This window comes from Bradyrhizobium oligotrophicum S58, assembly GCF_000344805.1.
Classification (GTDB): Bacteria; Pseudomonadota; Alphaproteobacteria; order Rhizobiales; family Xanthobacteraceae; genus Bradyrhizobium; species Bradyrhizobium oligotrophicum.
Genome location: NC_020453.1, coordinates 8,152,944 through 8,173,675, shown reverse-complemented (window position 1 = coordinate 8,173,675; position 20,732 = coordinate 8,152,944). Strand labels below are relative to the sequence as shown.

Sequence of the window (20,732 nt, the reverse complement as noted above, 5' to 3'; positions counted from 1 at the left end):
GGATCGTGGGCACGTCCGTGCGGGCGTGCCGAGACGCTCGATGATTTGCATACGCAATGTCGCGCGGCGCGCCGACGCAGCCGTTTCCGAATGGTCGATCAAATTCCGATGGCTTCAGCAGTGGCGGCGAACATCAAACAATCTGCATTCCAGCTACAAAACAACTGCGGATCGAACCCGCGTGCTGACTGTATTCATGGGCATTCGATGCGGTGAGTGAATTAGGTGTGAAAAAACGTCGGGCTGTTCTCAAAACCCGAACTTATCAGTTCGGGCTGCTCATTGGTGGTCCATTGGACCGACATCCTGTTCGCCGATACGGTCGACGAGAAGGATCAGCCAGCGCAAAGTCTCGCGCTCGTCCGGAGAAAGCTCCGCGCGTTGCGACAGCGCCATCGCAGAATCGCGAAATTCAGCCCAACGACGATAAAAATCGATCAGATCGCGCGCCGGAAGGTAGGCGCTCTGCCGAGTCTTGCGCTGTTCGCCATCTGCCTCAGGCATGCTCATGGCGGGAGGATAGTGCAGGACGCCGCCGCCGATAGCGTGAAATAAGCGTGAAACCACTTGGAGACACCGTGCGTGCGGTGCTAGGCTTCGTGCATTTTCAGGTTGCAATTGGCACGTCGGTGATCTTGTGGTCAAGACCAGCCGCATTGAAATCAACCTATTTGGAGCCTGCGTGGTCCGTTCCTCGCAGTCCAACGGATTCGAGATAACGGGCGCCAAGCACAAGGCTCTCTTTGCACTGCTGGCAACTGCGCCATTCGGACGCCGCACACGACCGTTTCTGCAGGACATGCTTTGGGGGACGGCCTGCTACGACACCGGGCGGCAAAGCCTTCGGCGTGCATTGTCCGATATCAAGCAGATCGTGGGCGACAGTTTTGCGGAAATTCTCATCAGTACGAATTCCGACATCACGCTCGATCTCACGCGCGTGTCCTTCATCGGCCGGCCCGGCGGCGGCGAGCTCCTCGAAGGTATCAACATCCGCGAAGAGGGCTTCAATCGCTGGCTCGGCGCGATGCGCCTCAATCCGGAACAGATCTATTCGCTCTATAGCCTTTCATCGCAACCTCCGCCCCGTCCGCTGCTGCCAGCAATTGCGGTGCTGCCGTTCCGGACCATCGGCGGCGCGGCCGAACATGCGGTCCTCGGCGACTGGTTGGCTGAGGAGACATCCCGATCGCTGTCACGGTCGAATCTGATTGCGGTGATCTCGCACTGGTCCAGTCGTGCTCTCGACCTCAGCGTGATCGACATTCCGAACGTCCGTGCTGCACTGGCGGTCGACTACTGCGTGGCGGGCTCGCTACGCGTTGGCTCAAACGAGCTCGTGCTGGATGCCGACTTCATAGATACCGCGTCAGGACGCATCCTGTGGACACGGCAATTTGCCGGGCCGCTTCAGGGCTTCCTCAGCCGATCGGCCGAGGGTATCAGCGAGATCGTCATCGCGGTCGGGCGCGCAATTGCGGACGACGCCATCCTCCATGTGAACGGCCGACGACTGGCCGACGTAGAGGATCACCGCTTGTTGCTCGCAGGCGTCGATCTGATGCACCGCCCGTCGTTGCGTGCGTTCGCGAAGTCGCGCGACCTGATCGACGAAGCGCTCCGGCGCGCGCCTCATGCTGCCGAAGCGCACGCCTGGTTCGGCAAGTGGCATGTGCTCAGTGTGTTCAACGGATGGAGTACGGATCCCAAGAATGACACGAGGCGGGCGGTGGATTGCACTGCACGCGCCCTGGACATCGATCCCGCGAGCAGCTTCGCGCTGACCATCGACGGATTTGCGCATACCAACCTGCTGCGACGCATGGACGTCGCGCGGGAACGCTATGATGCCGCCCTGCGGCTCAATCCAAATGAGTCGCTTGCCTGGCTCCTGACAGGCGCGCTGCATGCGTTCGGTGACGAGCCCGAAGCGGCGGTCGGCGCGGCGGAGAAGGCACGCCGCTTGTCCCCGATCGACCCCTTTCAATATTTCTACGAGTCGTTGAGCGCGAGCGCATTGTTGGCTGCGGGCCGGTATGAGGAGTCGCTGGCGTTTGCCGAGCGCTCGCTGCGGCGCCACGACCGGCACATTTCGACACTACGAACCCAGGTGGCCGCGCTGCACTATCTCGAACGCGGCGCCGAGGCCCGTGCCGTCGCCTCCGAGATCCTGCGCCGGCACCCGGATTTCACCGTAGCCAACTACCTGCGGGGTCACCCTGCGGGAGATCACGAAAGCGGTCGCAGGGTCGCCGTGGCTCTGCGTTCTTCAGGCATTCCATAGGATCGCCACGGAGGGCGGCAATGTCTCAATTGGGCGGTTTCGGCGGCTTCGGAGGATTTGGCGGGTTTGGGGGATTCGGCGGGTTCGGAGGCTTCGGCGGGGCGGGAGGTTCGAACTTCAGCGGGCTCGGTCCCTTCCTCGGCGCCGGCGCTGATGCCGTCTACGATCCCGTGTTAGCGCAGGGCCTGCAGGTCACCGAGCAAGCCATCACCCACGTCGCCAGACCTCATCACGAGCCGACAGCGAAGGAGCTCGGCTTCTCGAACCCTGCGAACATGGAGTTGTGGGCCGACTGGGTTCGTGGGTCGCTCTACATCACCGACTTCCTGAAGGACATCGATTGGCGTGTCGACGAAGATCAAAAAAAGGTCTGTCTGTCGTACGGCCACAACACGTTCCTGGATGTGCAGCGTCCGGCGATGGCATGCTTCGAGAAGCAACTCGACTTCATGATCGCCTATCTGGATCAGCGGCCGGATCGAACCCCGGAGATCTTGACGCAAGTCGGATTTCCGACAGCGTATTTCGCGATGATCCTGGGCCTCCAGGCCGCACCCAACCGATACATTTTCGAGCTGATCGCGATCACGCAGGTGTTGGCGTCGCATGTCGCGATGATTCTCAAGCACCATCTGGCGTGCCGTCGCCCGGACCGCATCGGCGCCAAGGTCATGCCCATGATCCCGACGCCCGCGCACGGAAGCTTCCCCAGCGCGCACGCCACCGAGGCCTTCGCCGTGGCGGAAGTTCTGCGGGGGTTCGTGGAATACCACCGCAACGCGGATCAGTGGGCGGATTTCGAGCGCCGCCAGGAACTGCTGAGCAAGCTGGCCGAACGGATCGCGGTGAACCGCACCGTGGCCGGCGTGCACTATCCCATCGACACATGGGTTGGCGCCATCCTCGGACGCGCCATCGGTCAGATCGTGCTTGCGAAATGCCATGGCCGTGAAGTGGAGGGCTACAGCTATCGCGCTGTCGGAACGAAGGACTTCTTCGTAAAGGAGTTCGTCAAAAAGCAGAACGTTGAGTTTGGCGTCGCCAGCACCGGCAGCTTCGCGGTCGGCACGAGTCCGCTGTTCTCGTTCCTGTGGCACAAAGCAAGCGATGAAGTCAGCCTGCACGATGGATCGCAATGATGGAACCGAGCCAGGACGACGGACTCGCGGATCGGCCAAGGGTTCAAGCCTATCTCGGTCCCTACGAATACTGGAACTTCGGCGTAGGCCGGCCTTACGCCTTTCCCGCGATGCACGGCAATTCGCGATACATTTCGGCCTTTGCGGAGTTCGCGGAGCCGATCCCTGCTCCGGAAAACGTCCCCAGCAAGGTCAAGGCTGTCGCCAGATTGCCTACTCTGTGGAAGGGGTCCCCCGACCGACCGAAATTCCTGCCGTTCGTCGTCGAGAGCCCTGCGGGCTATCGGCTCGACAGCCCGCAGGCGCTCGAGGAGTTGCTCAGGAGCGCTTCCATGGAGGCGCGGGATCAGACGTTGCCGAACGGGCCGCAGTTGCGCGACATTCCAACATCACGCTTCCGCGTGGCGTTGCCCGTGCCGTCTCACGCCATGCATTCCGAGCTCAGCGAGCCGACCGATCCCGATTGCGAGCCCGAGCAGGGATTGCGTGCTGGGAGCGACGGCCAACGGCTCACCGTCGTGGCCATCATTGACGACGGCATCCCCTTTGCCCATCGCAATTTCCGGGATGCCGACGGCGCCCATACGCGGGTCGAGTTCTGCTGGCTGCAATCCGCCGATGTTCGGCAGGGGCAGACGAGCGTGTTGTTCGGCCGTGAGTACACGCGCGCCGACATCAATCGGGCCATCGCGTGCTTCGGAGATGATGAAGATCATCTCTACGACGCCGTGGGTGCAACCTGCGCTGCCGGCGATTTCGGCAGCCTGCTCGGTCATCACACGACTCACGGCTCCCATGTGATGAATCTCGCCACCGGCTACGATGCCGCCCACGGCGAGGAGCCGCCGGAGCACGTCCGGATCATCGCCGTGCAGCTGCCGAACAGCGTGACCATGGATACGTCGGGATTCGGCAAGGACATGTATTTGTTGTCGGCATTTCACTACATTTTTCATCGCGCCGACGTGATCAAGACAATGTACGGCGTCCCCGATCCGCGCCTGGTCATCAACTTCAGCTACGGCAGCACGGGCGGACGCCACGACGGTGGCGACGAGGTCGAGGCGGCCATCGACGAACTGATCCAGATGCGCCGGCGACGCGCGCCGACCGCGCTCGTTCTGGCCGCCGGCAACACCTTTCTCGATCGCCTGCACCTGGAGGTTCACGATGACGATTTCGATCATGACGACGTGGTGATGTTGCCGTGGCGTATTCAGCCCAATGGCCGCACGCCGGCCTATCTCGAATTGTGGTTCTATCAGGACGCCGGTTCGCCCGATCCCTTCACCTTTTCCGTCGAGCTGCGGAACCCCTGCGGCATGATCGCGTGTTTGCGCGACGACTCGTCCAACCAATGTCAAACGTCTCTACCTGTTGAGGTTCACCATTCGGCCCGCCTGCTCGGCGATCCGATCCGCGTCCTTTCAGTGCTGAATCCAGCCGGGCAGGTGATTGGACAGATCAGCGCGGACTTCGACCGGGCCGATATGACACCCGCCACTTCGGATGGCGGTGCCGAAGACCGCCATCCCAAGACGGGACGCCGGCGTGTCCTGGTCGCGATGGCGCCGACGGAACCGCACGACGACCGCCTGCCGGGCGCCGATTCCGGCCGATGGACCGTGACGATCCGGCGTACCACCACAACCCGGCTGGGCGGCCATCCGATCCATTGCTGGATCCAGCGCTCGACCGACTTCGAATCGTTTCGCTCCGGCAGCCGGCAGAGCTATTTCGACCTGGACATCTACGAAGAAGCCCGCTTCACCCCGCAGGGCGATCTCGCCGAGACGGACATCAAGACATCGCGCGTCAAACGTTTCGGCAGCCTGAATGGACTTGCGACGGGGCGCATGTCGCTCGTCGTCGGAGGCTACCGTCTCGGCGCAGGACTGGGCTCGAGCCTGGCCTGCGCGCAGCCGGCACGCTACAGCGCTGCAGGCACGCTGAAGCCTGATTGGATCAAGAAGATCGTCGGTTGCTCGGCGATGTCCGACCGCTCGCGCGCCTTGCCGGGAACGATCTCGGCCGGTGTGCGCAGCGGTTCACGATCTTTCGTGCAGGGCACCAGCGCCGCGGCGCCGATCGTCGCGCGCCAGCTTGTCGAGACCTTCGTCACGGCCGACGACCACGCCGTCAAATGCGCCGAGGCGACCAATTACCTCACCCTGCTCTGCGGCTATGTACCTCGGTCTCGCGAACAGGCAGGGCAGCCGGACGAGGGCGGCCCGTGTAGCCCGCACGCCGACCCTGAATTGATCAGGGCCAGGCTCGGCACCGTCCTCGTGCCACCCCATCGCCAGCCCGGAATCGAATTGCGCCCGTGCGATCACGACACGTCCGCAAGCCCGCCCGGACCAGAGCATCCTCACGACTAGCGTGCAGCCGACCTTGAGCTGAACGTGTCCCGGCAGAATGTCCGACGCGCTGGTTTCTTGACGTCGGATTCAGGTCCACGCTTTCACACTTATCTCACGCGACAGCGAGCAGGTGCAGGACGAAGATAGTGCTGCGTCCGCACGCGCGGGCGCCATGCACATCGACAACCGAACGCTCGAGGAGATCGTTATGTCCGCAACATCGATTCGTTTGATGATGCTCGCGCTATTCGCCTACACGATCACGGCCGCCGATCCGATCGCGCCCGCGCCACCGCGCGAAGCGGCAGGACCCATGCAGGACGCGGCTGCGCCGGCTGCACAGCCCACCCAGCTCGCGCAGACCGGTTGCAGCAGCCGGGGCGGGTGCCGGTGAGCCATGGTGAAGTGCAACGCATGCCATGAAGGGAGAAAGCCATGGCGAACCTATTCGAGTGGCTCGGTACCTGGGTTCAGGTCAGCCACGACTATGATGCAGGATTCCTGCAGTTCATGTTGGCGTTGGCGACGGGCGGGCTGATCGTCGTTCTCTTCGCGATGAACGATTTCGGCGCGATGCCGATTGGCGGCGCCGACAATGTGGTCGCGAAGTTTCCCACGCGAATCCTCGCCTCGCGCGACGAACTGAAGCGGGCGATGATCGTCTACGTCACGGCCATGATCGTGGCGCTGGTGGCGCTGTCGGTCCTCGGTCCGGCAGCGCTCAAGATCGGAGGATTCACGCCGCCCGCAGCGCTCGTTCCCGTGCTGCCGCTGCTCATCGCGCTCATCCTGGTCGGCGCGATCCGCCGGGTCGGTTACCTCGAACAGATCGAGCGCAACCTCGGGCAGTTCGCGCGCGAGCGCGCCTATATCCCGGCGGCGACACTCGCAATCGCCGACAAGATGGCCGCCGCGGAGTTCGACTTCGCACCGTATCAGGATGGTGCGATGCTGGCATTGCCCGCAATGGCGGGGGTGGAGCAGGGCGATTTCACCAGGCCTCGCGGATCGCTCGAATACGGCTGGGCGCGGCTGTGCGTGCTGAGCTACGAACTCGACGCCGGCAGGTCCGCGACCCTCGTCGGCTTGCTCGGAAATCCCGTCCTCCAGACCCTGGAGACGGAGCGCCAGACCCTGGCGGACGACGTCGTCGAATATCGCGCGCAATTGCGGCTGGGCCGGAGCTATTCCGCCGCGCAGCTGCAAGCCCGTATCCGCGAGACCTTGCGCGCGTACCACATTCTTCTCGCGGGCGCGGTGCGTCGCGGGCTCGCTCCGGGGGCCGACGTCACGCTTGCGCTCGTCCGGCTCGGCTTCCTGTGCGCGGAGTCGCAGCAGCCGGTGTCGGAGCGCGGCAATCTCATCATCGGCGGGCTGGGTGTCATGGCCGCCAGCGTGCTCGTTCTGGTCATGGCCGCTGCCGGGCTGAGCGGCTGGTGGCATGCGTCGCGCAATTTTCCGGCCTCGGCGCCCGACGCGTTTCTGTGGTGTCTCTCCGCGGTTTCGGCCCATGGCGCTGCCATTCTGTTGGCAGACCGCGTGCGGACACGCGCGCTCGCGAGAGGGCGATGGTATCGCAGGGACGCGCACGGCCCGATCTCGCCACTCGCCAATCTGATCCGGGTCGGCATCGTCTGCGGGTTCGGCGGCTATGCGGTTCTCGTGTCGTGGGGCGCGATGTACCAGGAGATCGTGACGCCGGCGTTGTTGAAGGGCATGGCTGCCTACGCCATGATGCCGGCGACGACCGGTGCGTTCTATGCGTTCGCGCTCGACAATGTCGAGCTGCACCGCAGGCCACCGCGCTGGCTCGAGATCACCCTGCAGGCGTGCGCCACCGCGTTTTTTGGTCTGCTTGCCTGCAGTGCCTGGTTCGCCCTCGTCGGGGACGATCCGCGTACCGGCTACGATCTCGTCATCCTCGTGACGTTGTTCGGTGCGGTGATTGGTGGCTCCCTCGGCTGGTACATTCCGGCAGGTGTGCAGCAGGATCCGCACGATCCGTTGGCCGAGGTGCGCATCGCGCGCGTACATAAGCTGGAGGAGGTCGCTCGTTCGAATTTCGGTGATGCCAAGGCTGCGCAGCAATGGCTCGAAGGGGCATTTGTGCAGCTAGGGGGCCGCACACCGCGCGCTGCAGCCTGCGAAGGGGTTGATGGATACGACGACGCGGTTGGCCTTCTGAACAATCCGCAAGAGCGGATTGTTGTATAGACCAGCAACGCAAATCACGTGCAGCGTCATGGCGTGTGATCCGCTCGAATGGGCCGGATCACGCGGCTTGGCAGGGGGGGCCTGCAGACCATTCCATCCTTGGCTGCCCCGCGCATCAACGTGCCCGGCTCCAGCAACAATCGCCGGCTGTCGTGGCGTTCGCCGGTTCCATCGGCATGGCGCACCCGACACGATTCGAACGTGTGACCTTTGCCTTCGGAGCATTTTAAGTTGTGCTGCGCGAGAAAACGCCAGGACATCCAATTCTACGATATCCCACTCTAATCATTGTCGAATCTGGAATGAGCCTCCGCCGGCCGTATCCTGCGACACGCGCCGGTTTTCCTCCAAGTGCTTACGTGGTGCTTACGCGGAAGACGGGCTTCGGAGGAGAGAAAATCCATGCCTAAGCTCAGTAAACGCGTTGTCGAAGGCGCCGAACCTCAAAGCACGGACTACGTGATCTGGGATGACGAACTCCCTGGCTTTGGCCTGCGCGTCTTCAAGTCGGGCAAGCGCAGCTACCTAATTCAATACCGTTCAGCGGGCCGCTCTCGCCGCTATAGCATCGGGGTTCACGGTGTTTGGACGCCTGAGCTTGCCCGTAAGGAAGCCAAGATTCAGCTGGGGCGGGTGGCACAAGGCGACAACCCGGCCGAGGAGCGGCAGCTCGATCATAAGGCGGTCACGGTCAAGGAGCTCTGCGAACTCTACCTCAAAGACTATGAAGAGGGCCTTATTCTAGGCAAGGGCGGACGCCCGAAGAAGTCGACAACGTTGGTGACGGACACTGGACGCATCAATCGCCACATCATTCCGTTGATTGGCACGCGCCGCGTCAAGGATCTCGTCAAAGCAGACGTCAACAAGGTCCTGAAGGACATCATGGCCGGGAAGACCCGTGCCAGCGTCAAGACCAAGAAGCTTCGTGGCAGGGCCAATGTACGTGGCGGCGTCGGCACGGCAACGCGAACCGTCGGTCTCCTCGGGGGCATTCTCACCTATGCGGTCGAGGCCGGGATCATCGAGCACAATCCAGCCCACGGCATTCGCAAGCCGAAGGACAATGTCCGCAATCGTCGGCTCACGGAGGCCGAGTACCGGACGCTGGGCGAGATGCTGGAGGAAGCAGCAAAGGACGAAAAGTACGCCATAACGGTCGACATCATTCGCCAGATCGCGCTGACCGGCTGCCGTCGCAGTGAAATTATCGGCCTCAGGTGGTCGGAAGTGGATACCGAGTCGAGCTGTCTGCGTCTAGCGGACAGCAAGGAGGGTGCCTCAATCCGACCGATTGGGCTTCCTGTGGTGGAATTCATGGACGCCCGAAAGAGGAAGAAAGTCGGCTCTTACGTTTTCCCTGGATACAGGGATGATAACGCATTCGGCAGCTTCCCAAACCACTGGGAACAGTTGTTCAGCAAATCTTCGCTTTTAAACTTCACGCCTCACGTGCTGCGTCACAGCTTTGCTAGCATCGCGAATGATCTCGGCTTCACCGAGGTTACGATCGCAGCGCTGGTTGGTCATTCGAAGGGCTCCGTCACCAGCAAGTACATCCACACACTCGACACCGCGCTCATCATGGCGGCCGACACAGTTTCATGCTACATTCAAGGACTTCTCGACGGAGTAAAATTCAAGCAGACTGCCTACGCACTCGATCGCGATTCGCGCAAAGCAGCGTTGGCTCGCTTCTTAGCCCGAGCTGTTGGTGAGGGGGCCGCCGAGGTTCAAGATTCGGATAGCATCGCCGCTGAGCAATCCCTGTGACTCGCAGATAGCGAATCTGAGGCTCGGACGTTCGAATCGTTTCGGGCGCGCCATCTAAATTACTCCAGTGCAGTTGATCTCGAGAGTGCTCGAAAATGGGCCCAGACCAAGTTTCGATTTTAGTCAGGGTGTTAGTCTGAGGAAATATTTCGCACGACGCGCGCCGACGGTCTGTTTTGGGCGATACGATTTGCCGCGACGGCGCCATTGCGAGCCACTGGACCAGGGCTCTGGAAGCACCGATCTGGCCGATTGATCCCGCTCAGCCGTTTCGAAGGCCAGGTGTCTGGACCAAGAACGGAAGTCTTAAATCGTCAATGTCCGGGGCCCCTTTGACCTGAGCCACCAGCTTCATCGTCAACTCGTCGCCGACATAACGCTTGAGGATTGCCAGAGCAAAGCCGAAGGTGAACTCCGAAAGATCGTGCGCAACGGGGGCCATCTCGCCAAGTAGTTGCCGGTTCGCCTCGTTGACATCGGCCTCGGCGAGGGCATTAGCCATGCCGTGGACCAGCACGAAATCCGAGACGAAGAAGAACGTATTCAGCACCGCTTTATTGAAGTAAACGGCCCAATCAGCGTCCTCGCTGTCTGGCTCTGCCGCCGCCTTTTGGAAGGCCGCGTCGACCTCGTCGGTCTCGGGGTGATGAAACGCATAGTTGTTGCGTATCACGGCGAGCCGGTTGAGCTTCCCGAACCGCTTCTTGAGCCGCTCCAGCGCAGCGGCCGCCGGGGCGTCCAGCAACGGAAGGTATTCTCGACCCAGCGGCCTCTTTAGGAATCGCCCTTCGACCAAGCGCCATGCCTCCTGCATCGCGCCAATCGTAAATCTCACAAAGATCTGCGTTTGTGCGCCCTCGAGTCTCTGCTTGACCGGATCGGCCTCGTCGCCGTTGGTCAGGACGATCACCAGTTTCCAAAGCGCGTTCACTTGGTTCGAGGCGTGGCCGAGCGCGAGAAAGAGGCACCGCTCCTCCTTTGCCATCTTATGCAGCAGGTCCTTGCCCACATCCATCCGCAGGATGTCGAGCATCGGGGCGTCCCTCGGCGTTGCGACCGGCGGCGATGTAGACGACGTGCTAGTCACGCTACGATAACCTTTGGATCGGAAGCCATGACCGCGCCGGCCAGCTCGGCTGGATCGATCCTCATCTTCCGCGCCCACTCGACGAGGTTCGGCGGACGATAGGTCGCGTCGGCGCGCCAGCGGTCGAAGACCGAACCGTCGATGGTCTCGTTGATGCGCGAGGTGGTGGCCTGCGTTCCTTTTTCCGGCGGCAAGCCGACGGGCCGGTAGAAAGGTCGCGAGGCAAAGCGGTAAAGACCCCAAGCGAAGTCTCGATAGGAATCCGTGACGGGCGGCGCGACCTGCGAGATATCGAGCAAGACCTCATTGCGGAAGACGAGTCCCCGGCCGGTCGCCTTTTCCATCAGCCACTTCAGTGGCTTTTGCGCCAGCGGATCGCTGGCATAGCCGCCGCCGACGTTGGCATGGGCCCCGACGAACCAACGCTGCTCGACCTTGTCGATCTGCCGTTCGGCTGCTCCTTCATGCCCGACCCGGTCGGTCCTGGTCCAGAACGTCGGCTCGAAATTTCTCCGGTGCTCGTCCAGTGCCAGAGCGTGAAAGGCATACTCGTTGTCGAGCCGCAAATGCGTGTCGAGGAACCGATATTTGCGTACCTTGGCCGCCATGCTCCATACCGGTAGGCCGAGCGAGCCGACCGTGTCCCATACGCCGACAAACTTGATCTTGGTCGGTCGCGAATAGGTCGAAAGCCAGCGATCCTCGAGCGATGCATCGTCCGGCAGCGACTTACCCCGCAGCGACCTGATGGTCGGGGCATCGTAGATGCGATACCGCGTGTAGAGCTGCTCGATCGACAGCGGCGCGCCTAGCCTGAGTACGCCGCATTTGGAGATCAGTCCCGACAGGCTGCGCGCCGTATAGGCTCCACGACTAAAGCCGAAGATGAAGATCTCATCGCCGTCGTCGAAATTCTGGATGAGCCACGTGTAGGCCTCGATGATCTCGCTGTCGATGCCCCACCCCGTGATGCCGCCGCGCGCCGATTCGCCGCGCCGTGTCCCGACTCCTTGCGAATAGTACACGCGCTGGTCGGCGGTCTCGGCGGTAAGGGACTTCAACCTCCAGACGTTTGTGTTGTTGTTCAGCGTATTCCAGGTACCGTCCAGGAAGATCGCGAGCCGTTTCATAGGCGCCTCCTTGCCCTCGTACGCTGCAACAGCGGCCGGCCGTCGCGATGTTCGACCAGATCGAGATCCTTCGGCCCGAGAAAGATCGTGCCGTCGCGCTCGATCAGACCCTTTGTGGCCTTCTCTAGTGCCAAGCGGCGCAGCAGAATTTCGTGCCAATGGAATGCTTCGGTCATCTGTCGCGATCCCGGCGGAAGTCCCCGCTTTTCGATGTCCTCCAAGATGTCGCGGTGCGCACGGCAAATCACCGTCGCACTTTCGGCTACGATACCGAATTGCACGATGGTGTCGTGCACCTCGAATACTTCGTGCAGAAAGAGATCCGGGCGGCGGGCGCGTGTCTTTTTCGGCTGAAACAGGGGGAAGGTCTGCAGGATCGATAGTGCGTCGCCCTCCGAGGCGAAGAGCGCGGGGTTGTGGTAGAATCGGATGAAATACTGAAGCTCTTCGCGCTCGAACGTTTCTTCGGAGACGATGCCCAGGAAATGGACCCGTTCGCGGAAATGCCGGGCTCCGCGCATCCGATTGCGCGTGTCGAAGGTGCCGATGATCGGAAACTCCTTGCCGTCGTCGCCGATCCATCGGTACCCGGCCCATTCCGGGACGGCATCGATACCATAGGCGATCTGGCGGCAATCGATGCGATCGGGTTTCCCCGCGGCGCGGGCGTCGACGACCAGCATCGACCTAGACTTGCCGTCGGGTACAGGAAATTTGGACGGCTGACCGCCGTTCTGTGCCTTGCCGACGATCCTCTCGATGGCCTTCAGCGTCTCGCCTTCGAGGCTCTGCTTTCTCGCCTCGCTTCGCCGCCGCCGCTCGCCCTCGTCTAGCGACGCCTCGTCGGTTGTAGGCGGCTCTGGGGACGTCAGCATTCTGCCAAAGAAGGCTCCGTTTTCCCAGGTCGCCGCCTTCGCCGCGTCGGATTCGTCGAACGACAGGAGTTCGATGTTCCAACCGTCGAAGGCAAAATCGACGCTGGTTTCGCCGACGCCCGTGGCGTGTTCGTAGATCGGCGTGATCCCGCAGTCATGCAGCGCGCGCCCGAAGCGGACCTCGAATAATGTCGACATGTTCTTGGTGGACAGGCCCCCGCGCTCGCCGGCGCGCGCGACCAAGGCGACCGCCCACGACAACGGTCGGAGCGTTTCGATGGCCTCGGCCGTGGACATGGCCTCGGTTGCGGTGAGAGTTGAGAAGACGGTCACGTCGTCTTTCCTTGTGCGGCGGTAGCGGAACCGGCGCCATCACTGGTCTCCCTCAGCGGGCATTCCCGCATCGTACCGCAACAGATCACCTGGCCACGCAGGCCGCGCCAGTATCGCGCGACCATGACACGCCGCTGGTGCTCGAGCGCGATCGGACAACCGAGCCCGACCCGGTGACAGTCTCGCCGCAACAGGATGCGTCCGCGTCGGTCGGTGCGGCCGCAGACGCAAGCGCTGCGCCCGTTTCTCAATTTTCCGGTCTTCGCGTCGATCTTGTTTAAGCCGGACGCGATGAGCCCGGTGTCGAACGCCACGGCCTCGCGATAAATGGCACGCAGGCCGAGCTGGTCGGCCGCGTTCTCCGCTGCGAGCTCTACCTCGCCAGCGTAGCCGTGGGAAAGCTGCGCTTCGCTGGGCCAGAAGCCAGTTTCCGCAGCGGTCTCCTGGCAGAGCGCGAAGGCATGCAGCTTGTCCCACCACGCCGGGGCCGTCTCGGCCGTGATGCCTTCACCCGCACGAAGCCCGGTGCAGAAGGAGCCGTCCGGATTAATGTGCCGCTCAGGGCAACAAGCAGGCAGCGTGCCGCCGATCTCGCGCTCGGACACGGTGACCGAGTCGCCCAGGTGGAGGAGCCTAAGCTCGAAGAGCCTGGTGAACGTCTTGCTGGTGCGCACTGCGACCAAGTCCACCGCCGCCTCGCGCGCGTCGATGAACCGGAATTCGGCCCAGGTTGGACAGGAGGCTGCGAGCGCGGAGAGCGACATGACCGGCCGTCATCGCCGCGACGACTTGCGCGGCGCCGCATGAGAGCGTGCCGCCGGCTCGCTGCGGAGGATTTGCACCGCCGGTGCCTGCGCCGTCCAAAGCAGGTCCGAGGCAGAGTCGAACGACATCAGCTGGCCGGCTGAGAAGTGCTTGCGGACTGCCGGATCGGCGATCGCGGCCGCCACCGCACCCAGGCGCACGCCGCCGTGCTCAATGGCTTGCTGCGTCCGCTCGGCTTCGATGGTAGCGCGGCTGGCGGCGCAGCGCACGCTGTCGTCGCCGCGGTGGCCGAGCCGGGTCATCGGCGTCGGGCCGTACTCGATTCCGACCGCGAGATCGATCGCAGCGTCGGAACGAACAATCTCCAGGCACAGGTCGAATGAGGACCGCATCGCTGAGGCGCACAGCGCTGCCTCACGCACGCTCTTGGCCGCATCGTCGACACGTTCGCCTTCGGCCACGCAGCCATGGATGCAATCGCCGATGAAGCGCACGCGCTTGCCGCCGAAATCCTCCTTCAGGACGGAGTTGAGCTCCTCGCGAATAACGTGAACGATCTTGACGGCCTCACGGATCTTCTCGGAGCCCCCTAGGATCGACTGGTCGACGAAATTGGTGAAGCCGTCGATGTCCGCAAAGATCGAGGCCATGCCCATACGGATCGAGTTCGCCGGCGAGAGCTCGCTGAACTTGACGGTGGATAGCGGCAGTGTAGGGCGCTTGAAGCGGAACATCGGGTCCGAGGGATCGAGCGCGATCTCCGTCGCGGTCCGGTCGAGCTTTTCGAATGGATATTTTCTTGCCGCGATCTGCACATAAGCTTCATCGAGCGTCATTTTTCCGGCGTGCTTGCGGACGGCACCGGCGCCCACGCGATTCTGCGCCGTGTCGGTCAGGAAGATGCCCTGTTCGGAACCGGATGCGACGAGCTTCGCCGCGTGGTTGGCGGGGCGCCCCAGGAACAGAGTGTCCTTCTCATGGGCGCCGCGGCCGGTGGTCATGGCAACGCACTTGCCATGATCGATACCGAAACGAATGCGCGAGGGAAAACCGTGCGCGCTGCCGACCTTGCGCGCCGCTTCGGTGAGCTTGCGGGCGAGCGCGACGGCCCGCTCGATCTGGGCCGCGGGATCCCCGACGGGGGAGGTTACAACGGCGTGAAGCCGAGCGCCGTGATAGTCGACCCGATCGCCGTCATCGCCATCGACGATGGAGTCCCACACCCGGTAGTGCATGTTCAGGAAGCGCAGCAGGCGGCGGTGCGCCGACTCGGTCTCCTGGCCTTCATCAGCCACCAAATCTTCGAAATCTAGAAGCTGGCCGTAGAGGTGCGCGCCTTCGACCACAAAGGCCTCGCTGAGCGGCATGCGGCTCAACAGCCCACGCTTCGCCAGAGTGGCGCTGTCGAGCGCCACTTTGCGGTCCACTTCGGGCACCGTCTTGAGGTGCTCACCGATTCTCAATTTGGCGCGGTCTGCATTCCAGGACATCGCTGTCTCCTCAGATGGAAAAGACGTCGAGTGCGACGCCGTGCTTCACTTCCACCTTCGTCGGGCCCCGGAAGGTGTCGGGGTTTGCTCCAGACCGGATCATCAGGTCGTGCAGGGCCGGGCTGATCCTAATTTCGCCGAGCTCGGCGGACTTCGCCTGTTCGTACCTAGCAGCGGTGTTGACGGCGGCGCCGAGCAGCGTCACCGCGATCCGGTTCTCTGCGCCGAAGTCGCCGAAGGAGACATCCCCGACGTGCAGACCCATGCGCAGGCCCAATGGTAGACCGTGCTTCTCGAAGTAGGCCTTGCATTCCGATGCGATCTTCAGCACGCAGGTGAGCACAGCTGCCGGCTCACACTTTTCGCGGTCGCCGGAGTCGACGAACCAGTAGGCCATGGCTCCATCGCCCATCAGCTTGTCGATCTGACCGCCGCAGTCGCGCACCGCGTTGATCTGGATGCCGGCGAGTGCGCCGAGGTGACGGCCAACCTCATCTGTAGTCTTGGACGCGGCCCAGACGCTGAAGCCGGCGATGTCGCTGAATAGAACAATTGCGCGGCGGTTCTGAATGGATGGCCGTTCGCCGCAGGTCGCTATCTTCACGAGGCCGAGGGCGTCGCCGTCGCAGAACCGGCGGAGAAGCAGTTCGCGCTGGGCGGCTATGCCGCGCAATTCTGAGCGCGCCTGGGTCGCCTGCTCAAGCTTGTCATTGATGACACGGGCCAATGTAAGCGTCCAGACAACCTTCTCGCGGTCTTCCAGGCGCTCCTGGAGCGAGGCGTCGATGCAAAGCAGCTTGACCGAGCCGATCGCCCGTACGTCCGCGGTCCGAGTGCCGTCCTTGCCCGAAAGCATATGAACGAGTCCCTGCTCGCCAAACAGTTCGCCGGGGCCGCGGATGACGATGATCTGCTCGTCTGCGCGAACCTCGACGTGACCGCTGACTATTAGCCAACAGCCCTGGACCCGCCCGCCGCGCTTGCAGATCGATTCACCAGGCAGGAAGTCGTGCACGGTGCCGAGGCAGGTACGATTCAGTGCATCCTGGATCGCCTCCGGATCCGGGCAGAATTGCTCGAGAAAGAGATGAAGAGCGTCTTCGACCTCCTTCGGAAAGGCTGCGTATCCGTGGGCCGGCGCCAGGCCGGCTTTGTGGTTCCGCGGCTTGCGTTCATTCAGCTCCATCACACTTGCCCCCTGTCTGGGTTGCACTGGCTGTCGAAGGAACCGCCCGACTCGCGGCCGACAGGTTCCGAAAAGGTGACCGGATTGTGTGGTTGTGTCAAGTTTTACAAAACAAATCATAATAGATGTTTGCAATACAATCTTTTTTGTTTGTGATGTTGACGCGATGACTGATTTCCGCTTCTCTCGTGTGCATGAGTGATTTGGAAATTTATCGGTTGATAGGTTCGCGCATCGCGGCTCGGCGGAAACACCTTCGGCTGAAGCAGGTCGAAGTGGCCGAACACATAGGTCTGACGCGCGCATCTCTCGCCAATATCGAGAAGGGACGTCAGAAGATAATGTTGCATCAGATCTACAAGATCGCAGAGGTACTCCAGGTGGATTCGATACTCGATCTTGCCCCGCCGCGCTTCTCGATGTCCGTGCCAGATGAGCCGGTGGTGTTCGCGGAAGCCGGCATGAGAGATGATCTGAGAGCACAGGCTGAACAATTCGTTCGGCGCGCGCCAGTCAGGCCCTGACAATGGCTGACATCGCGGCAGCGAGAGCTCGGGCCGCAGAGCTCGTCGAGCGTTTCGGTATCAAGGCTCCCCCCGTCCCGGTGGAGCGGATCGCAAAGCAGCTTGGGGTCATCGTGCGGTACGCGCCGTTCGACGATGAGCTTTCAGGAATGGCCTTTCTCAAGGAAGGGGCCGAGATCATTGGCATCAATTCCAACCATCACCCTAACCGTCAGCGCTATACCCTCGCGCACGAGCTGGCGCACATCTGTCTCCATCGTGCCCATCTGCAGGCGGGAGTCCACGTGGATCAGGGATCCGTCAATTCGCTGAGAAGGGACCTCGTGTCCCAGGAGGGGACCGACCCGCTAGAGCGGGAGGCGAATGCATTCGCCGCCGAGCTCCTGATGCCAAAAAAACTTCTTGCAGGTGCACTCGACGATCGGATGGTCGACCTCGACGACGACCGTTTGCTCGCTCTGGCGAAACGATTCAAGGTCAGTTTGATGGCGCTGCAGTACCGGCTTCAGCGCGTCTGATGGCGGAACGACATGGCTTTCGTTCTATACGATGTCGAAACCTCGGGTCTCAACAGGCGCTTCGACCAGATACTCCAGTTCGCGGCGGTCAGGACCGATGCTGATCTCGTCGAGACCGGCAGATTCGAGACGCGGTCGCGGTTGATGCCGCACGTCATTCCGTCGCCGATGGCGCTGCACATCACCGGCTTGACGATTGACGACGCGAACAGCGCGTCGCGTCCGTCTCACTATTCCATGGTCTGCGAGATCGCGAACACGTTTGCGTCGTGGTGTCCGGCAACATTCCTAGGCTTTAATTCGATCCGCTTCGACGAGGAATTTCTGCGGCAGGCGTTCTACCAATGCCTTCATCCTGTCTTCCTTACCAATACCAACGGCAACGCGCGGGCCGATGTCCTTAATCTCATGAGGGCGGCCACGACTCTGTACCCGACGGTCATTCGTCCCGGTATAGAAATCGACGGGCGTCTCAGTCATCGTTTGGGTCCGCTCGCGGCCACGAATGGCGTCGCTCAGGGGCGTGCTCACGATGCTGAGGCGGATGTTGATGCCATGCTCGGCTTGTGTCGGCTTGTCCGCGACGGCGCACCCGCGCTTTGGTCGGCCTTTCTCCGCTACTCGTCGAAGGCGGCGGTGGCCGATCTCGTGCGCGACGAAGAAGCGTTCGCTTATTTCGATTTCTTCGGCACGCCGCGGGTCATGCACTTTCTGACCGGGGTGGGAGTGAGCCCGAACGACGCTAACGCCCACTATTGCCTCGATCTTGAGTGCGACATCGACGGCCTGCGTAGGCTCAACGACGCAGCACTCACGGAAAGACTGGCGCAGGAGCCGAAGCCGATCCGACGACTCAAGATCAATTCCTCTCCGCTGCTGTATCCGCTATGGGACATAGACGCCGACCGCTTCCTGGATCTAACGGAGGATGAACTAACGCGACGCGCATCATCGGTGCGTGCCGACGAGGGGTTCATGTCAGCACTTACGCGGGCTGCCGCTTCCCATGAGCCGGTGTTCGCCCCTTCGGAGCACGTTGAATTACAAATCTACGGGGGCAACTTCTTTTCCGACGCCGATCTCGAGCTGTGTCGGCGGTTCCACGCCAGCCCTTGGGAGGTAAGAACGGAATTCGTGGCTCGGTTCGACGACCGACGCCTCAAGCGGCTCGCGCGCCGGCTGATATACTATGAAAGCCCGCACCTTCTCGAGGAAGCGGATCGCCGTGCTATCGCGGAGGACATCTCGCTCAGGCGTCGCGGAGAAGGTAAGCACGTCTTTCCGCCGTGGACGACCATCGCCCAGGCGCAGGCCGAGCTCGACGCCATGGGCGACGAGGCGTCAGAGGCGTTCAAGCTGGCGTTTCGCGATCTGCAGTAGAGCCCCGCGCGCTCATTTCGGCTTCGCGGCCGGCGGCGGATCGAGCGCCAACACCGCCTTCTCTAGTTTCTTGGTGCATTCGATCAAGGCGCCCAGAAGCTTGTCATCTACCTCGGTGCGGCCTTCGTATTCCGCTAGATTGCGCTCGTTGTGGCATTTGGCCAGCACGCGCGAGACCGTGGGATCGAGGCCCTCGAGAGTGTGTGCCAGGGCTTGGAACACGACGTAACGATCGTCTGAGCGGTAGCCGTTCTGACGCAGCGCGGCGAGAGCGAATGCGTGCGAAGAGTTGTAGGCCAAGTCGAAGCGGCTCTCCGGCGAAAGGTCTTCGTTTTTGGAATCTGCCAGCCTTTTCCGCGCCGAATCGACGAGGCCGTCGAATTCGGCGCGTGCTCCAGGCTCTACCTTGAGCTTTTTGATTTTGACTAGATTGTCGAGTTCCTGCCTACCCATGAAGTTGTTCCTCCGAGCCGTACAGGAAGATCTTCGGCTGCATGCTGATCTTGTCGATGAACGAGTCCTTTTGAGCCAGCTTGCGCCGCCAGTCGTCGCGGGAAAGGAAGGTCGGATTAACTTGCCGACCGAGGATCGTCTCTGCTTGCTGGAACGCCGCGAAGAGATCAGTGTAGCTCAGATCGTCGCCGATCACCATCACGTCTATATCGCTGCGGGCCGTGTCGGTTCTCTTCGCGACCGATCCATAGACGAAGGCGGCATCGATTTTCTCTGCGTAAGACGCAAGTGCCTCGCGCAAGGGTTCGCTGAGGCCGAACGTCTTCAGAACGAGACCCCGGAGATCTTCGTAAACAGGAGACTCCCTGTCCGCGCGATAGTGCTTCTGATTGCCGACCTTCGAGACGGACACCAGCCCGCTGCGCAACAGGCGTGAGAGTTCGCGTTCGACGGCACCCGTACCCGCGCGGGTACGCTTCACGATTTCAGAGGTGTAGAAGCTTCGCTCCGGATTTCCAAAAAGAAGGCCGAGAACACGTTGCTGCGTACTCGAAAAAAGTGCATCAGAAATATTCAATTTATCCGAATTAATGCCCATATTGGGTAGGATAGGCCCCATTTTGGGAAAGTCAATCCCTTGAATCAGAAACACAAGCAAATACAATGTTATACCCAAAATAGGGATTATCCTACCCATTTTGGGAAACTAAATGCTAATGCAACTTGTGCAGTCTAGCGCACACGCGCTCCGTGCGCGGCGACCGAAGACCCTTACGTCGGTGACTGCGATTCTCGAAAGGACACTTGCTTGTTTCCCACGAAAAGCCGTCAACGAGCCCTTCGAAGACACCGAGCAAGAGCACTGCCTCGCCATTGAAGTAGCGGTGCGGATCGAGGCTCACCGGACTTCGTCGGAGTTGCCACTTGGACGCCACGAGATGGGATCTGCAATCCAGCCGTTGATCTCCGATTCATGCCAGCCGGTCCCGTTGCTGCTGATCTTGATCTGAGGCGGGAACGTACCTTCGGCAATCTTGCGGTAGATCGTGGATCGGGACAGCCCAGTCCTGGCAAGGACCGTTTTCAGCCTGATGATACGGTCCGGCTCGCGCATGGCCGTGATGCCTTTCGCTGGTTGCTTCTGACGTCTTGTGAGACCAGAGAGGCCAAACAGGTGCAGGCGGGCAATAGGAGCTCGCGCATTGCCAGGCGTGGCGT

At 61.8% G+C, this 20,732-nt stretch carries 19 protein-coding genes; 9 read left to right on the top strand and 10 right to left on the bottom strand.

Annotated elements, in window-relative coordinates:
* Positions 1-279: 279 nt before the first annotated feature.
* Positions 280-504 (bottom strand): hypothetical protein, encoded by a 225-nt coding sequence (locus tag S58_RS38045; RefSeq protein WP_144058451.1) that lies wholly within the window; start codon positions 502-504, stop codon positions 280-282.
* A 133-nt stretch (positions 505-637) separates the two neighbouring features.
* Here S58_RS38045 and S58_RS35305 point away from each other — a divergent pair, with 133 nt between their 5' ends.
* The 6 genes from S58_RS35305 to S58_RS35280 all read left to right on the top strand — a co-directional run bounded on the left by S58_RS35305 (position 638) and on the right by S58_RS35280 (position 9,773).
* Entirely contained in the window at positions 638-2,284 is a 1,647-nt protein-coding gene (locus S58_RS35305) for a hypothetical protein (protein ID WP_015670240.1), read from the top strand.
* A 20-nt stretch (positions 2,285-2,304) separates the two neighbouring features.
* Entirely contained in the window at positions 2,305-3,423 is a 1,119-nt protein-coding gene (locus S58_RS35300) for a phosphatase PAP2 family protein (protein WP_015670239.1), read from the top strand.
* A complete protein-coding gene (locus S58_RS38035; RefSeq protein WP_015670238.1) occupies positions 3,420-5,804 on the top strand; it encodes a S8 family serine peptidase in 2,385 nt (794 codons plus the stop codon). The genes S58_RS35300 and S58_RS38035 overlap by 4 nt, the downstream gene beginning before the upstream one ends.
* 154 nt (positions 5,805-5,958) lie before the next feature.
* Positions 5,959-6,180, top strand: a complete 222-nt coding sequence (locus tag S58_RS35290; RefSeq protein WP_042340442.1) for a hypothetical protein — start codon at positions 5,959-5,961, stop codon at positions 6,178-6,180.
* A gap of 125 nt (positions 6,181-6,305) precedes the next feature.
* On the top strand, positions 6,306-8,000 hold the full coding sequence (locus S58_RS35285; protein WP_144058448.1) for a hypothetical protein: 1,695 nt from the start codon (positions 6,306-6,308) through the stop codon (positions 7,998-8,000).
* Between the two features lie 402 nt (positions 8,001-8,402).
* Positions 8,403-9,773 (top strand): tyrosine-type recombinase/integrase, encoded by a 1,371-nt coding sequence (locus S58_RS35280; RefSeq protein WP_015670235.1) that lies wholly within the window; start codon positions 8,403-8,405, stop codon positions 9,771-9,773.
* Between the two features lie 262 nt (positions 9,774-10,035).
* On the opposite strand, the gene S58_RS35275 is transcribed toward S58_RS35280, so the two are convergent.
* The 6 genes from S58_RS35275 to S58_RS35250 form a co-directional block, all read right to left on the bottom strand.
* Positions 10,036-10,806 carry a hypothetical protein gene (locus tag S58_RS35275; RefSeq protein WP_015670234.1) on the bottom strand — a complete coding sequence of 257 codons (771 nt, stop codon included), beginning with the start codon at positions 10,804-10,806 and terminating at the stop codon, positions 10,036-10,038.
* Positions 10,807-10,856: 50 nt separating this feature from the next.
* On the bottom strand, positions 10,857-11,990 hold the full coding sequence (locus tag S58_RS35270) for a DUF2235 domain-containing protein (RefSeq protein WP_015670233.1): 1,134 nt from the start codon (positions 11,988-11,990) through the stop codon (positions 10,857-10,859).
* Positions 11,987-13,198: a hypothetical protein gene (locus tag S58_RS35265; protein ID WP_015670232.1), complete on the bottom strand. Its 1,212-nt coding sequence runs from the start codon at positions 13,196-13,198 to the stop codon at positions 11,987-11,989. The genes S58_RS35270 and S58_RS35265 overlap by 4 nt, the downstream gene beginning before the upstream one ends.
* The gene (locus tag S58_RS35260) at positions 13,195-13,962 is read right to left on the bottom strand and encodes an E2 domain-containing protein (RefSeq protein ID WP_015670231.1); all 768 of its coding nucleotides are present in this window, start codon (positions 13,960-13,962) and stop codon (positions 13,195-13,197) included. The genes S58_RS35265 and S58_RS35260 overlap by 4 nt, the downstream gene beginning before the upstream one ends.
* Before the next feature lie 9 nt (positions 13,963-13,971).
* Complete coding sequence (locus S58_RS35255) at positions 13,972-15,378, bottom strand: adenylate/guanylate cyclase domain-containing protein (protein WP_244440686.1); 1,407 nt, start codon at positions 15,376-15,378, stop codon at positions 13,972-13,974.
* A gap of 85 nt (positions 15,379-15,463) precedes the next feature.
* Entirely contained in the window at positions 15,464-16,639 is a 1,176-nt protein-coding gene (locus tag S58_RS35250; protein ID WP_015670229.1) for an adenylate/guanylate cyclase domain-containing protein, read from the bottom strand.
* Between the two features lie 194 nt (positions 16,640-16,833).
* On the opposite strand from S58_RS35250, the gene S58_RS35245 reads away from it, so the two are divergent.
* The 3 genes from S58_RS35245 to S58_RS35235 are packed head-to-tail and all read left to right on the top strand — an operon-like array spanning position 16,834 to position 19,061.
* Positions 16,834-17,163: a helix-turn-helix domain-containing protein gene (locus S58_RS35245; RefSeq protein ID WP_052351236.1), complete on the top strand. Its 330-nt coding sequence runs from the start codon at positions 16,834-16,836 to the stop codon at positions 17,161-17,163.
* Positions 17,164-17,165: 2 nt separating this feature from the next.
* Positions 17,166-17,681, top strand: coding sequence for an ImmA/IrrE family metallo-endopeptidase (locus S58_RS35240; protein WP_015670227.1), 516 nt, complete (start codon positions 17,166-17,168; stop codon positions 17,679-17,681).
* A gap of 12 nt (positions 17,682-17,693) precedes the next feature.
* Positions 17,694-19,061, top strand: a complete 1,368-nt coding sequence (locus S58_RS35235) for an exonuclease domain-containing protein (RefSeq protein ID WP_015670226.1) — start codon at positions 17,694-17,696, stop codon at positions 19,059-19,061.
* 12 nt (positions 19,062-19,073) lie between these two features.
* On the opposite strand, the gene S58_RS35230 is transcribed toward S58_RS35235, so the two are convergent.
* The 3 genes from S58_RS35230 to S58_RS35220 all read right to left on the bottom strand — a co-directional run bounded on the left by S58_RS35230 (position 19,074) and on the right by S58_RS35220 (position 20,628).
* Positions 19,074-19,514 carry a hypothetical protein gene (locus tag S58_RS35230; protein WP_015670225.1) on the bottom strand — a complete coding sequence of 147 codons (441 nt, stop codon included), beginning with the start codon at positions 19,512-19,514 and terminating at the stop codon, positions 19,074-19,076.
* The gene (locus S58_RS35225; RefSeq protein WP_244440840.1) at positions 19,507-20,166 is read right to left on the bottom strand and encodes a nucleotidyltransferase domain-containing protein; all 660 of its coding nucleotides are present in this window, start codon (positions 20,164-20,166) and stop codon (positions 19,507-19,509) included. Before S58_RS35225 ends, S58_RS35230 begins: the two co-directional genes overlap by 8 nt.
* A 246-nt stretch (positions 20,167-20,412) precedes the next feature.
* The gene (locus tag S58_RS35220; protein ID WP_042340441.1) at positions 20,413-20,628 is read right to left on the bottom strand and encodes a helix-turn-helix transcriptional regulator; all 216 of its coding nucleotides are present in this window, start codon (positions 20,626-20,628) and stop codon (positions 20,413-20,415) included.
* Positions 20,629-20,732 lie beyond the last annotated feature (104 nt).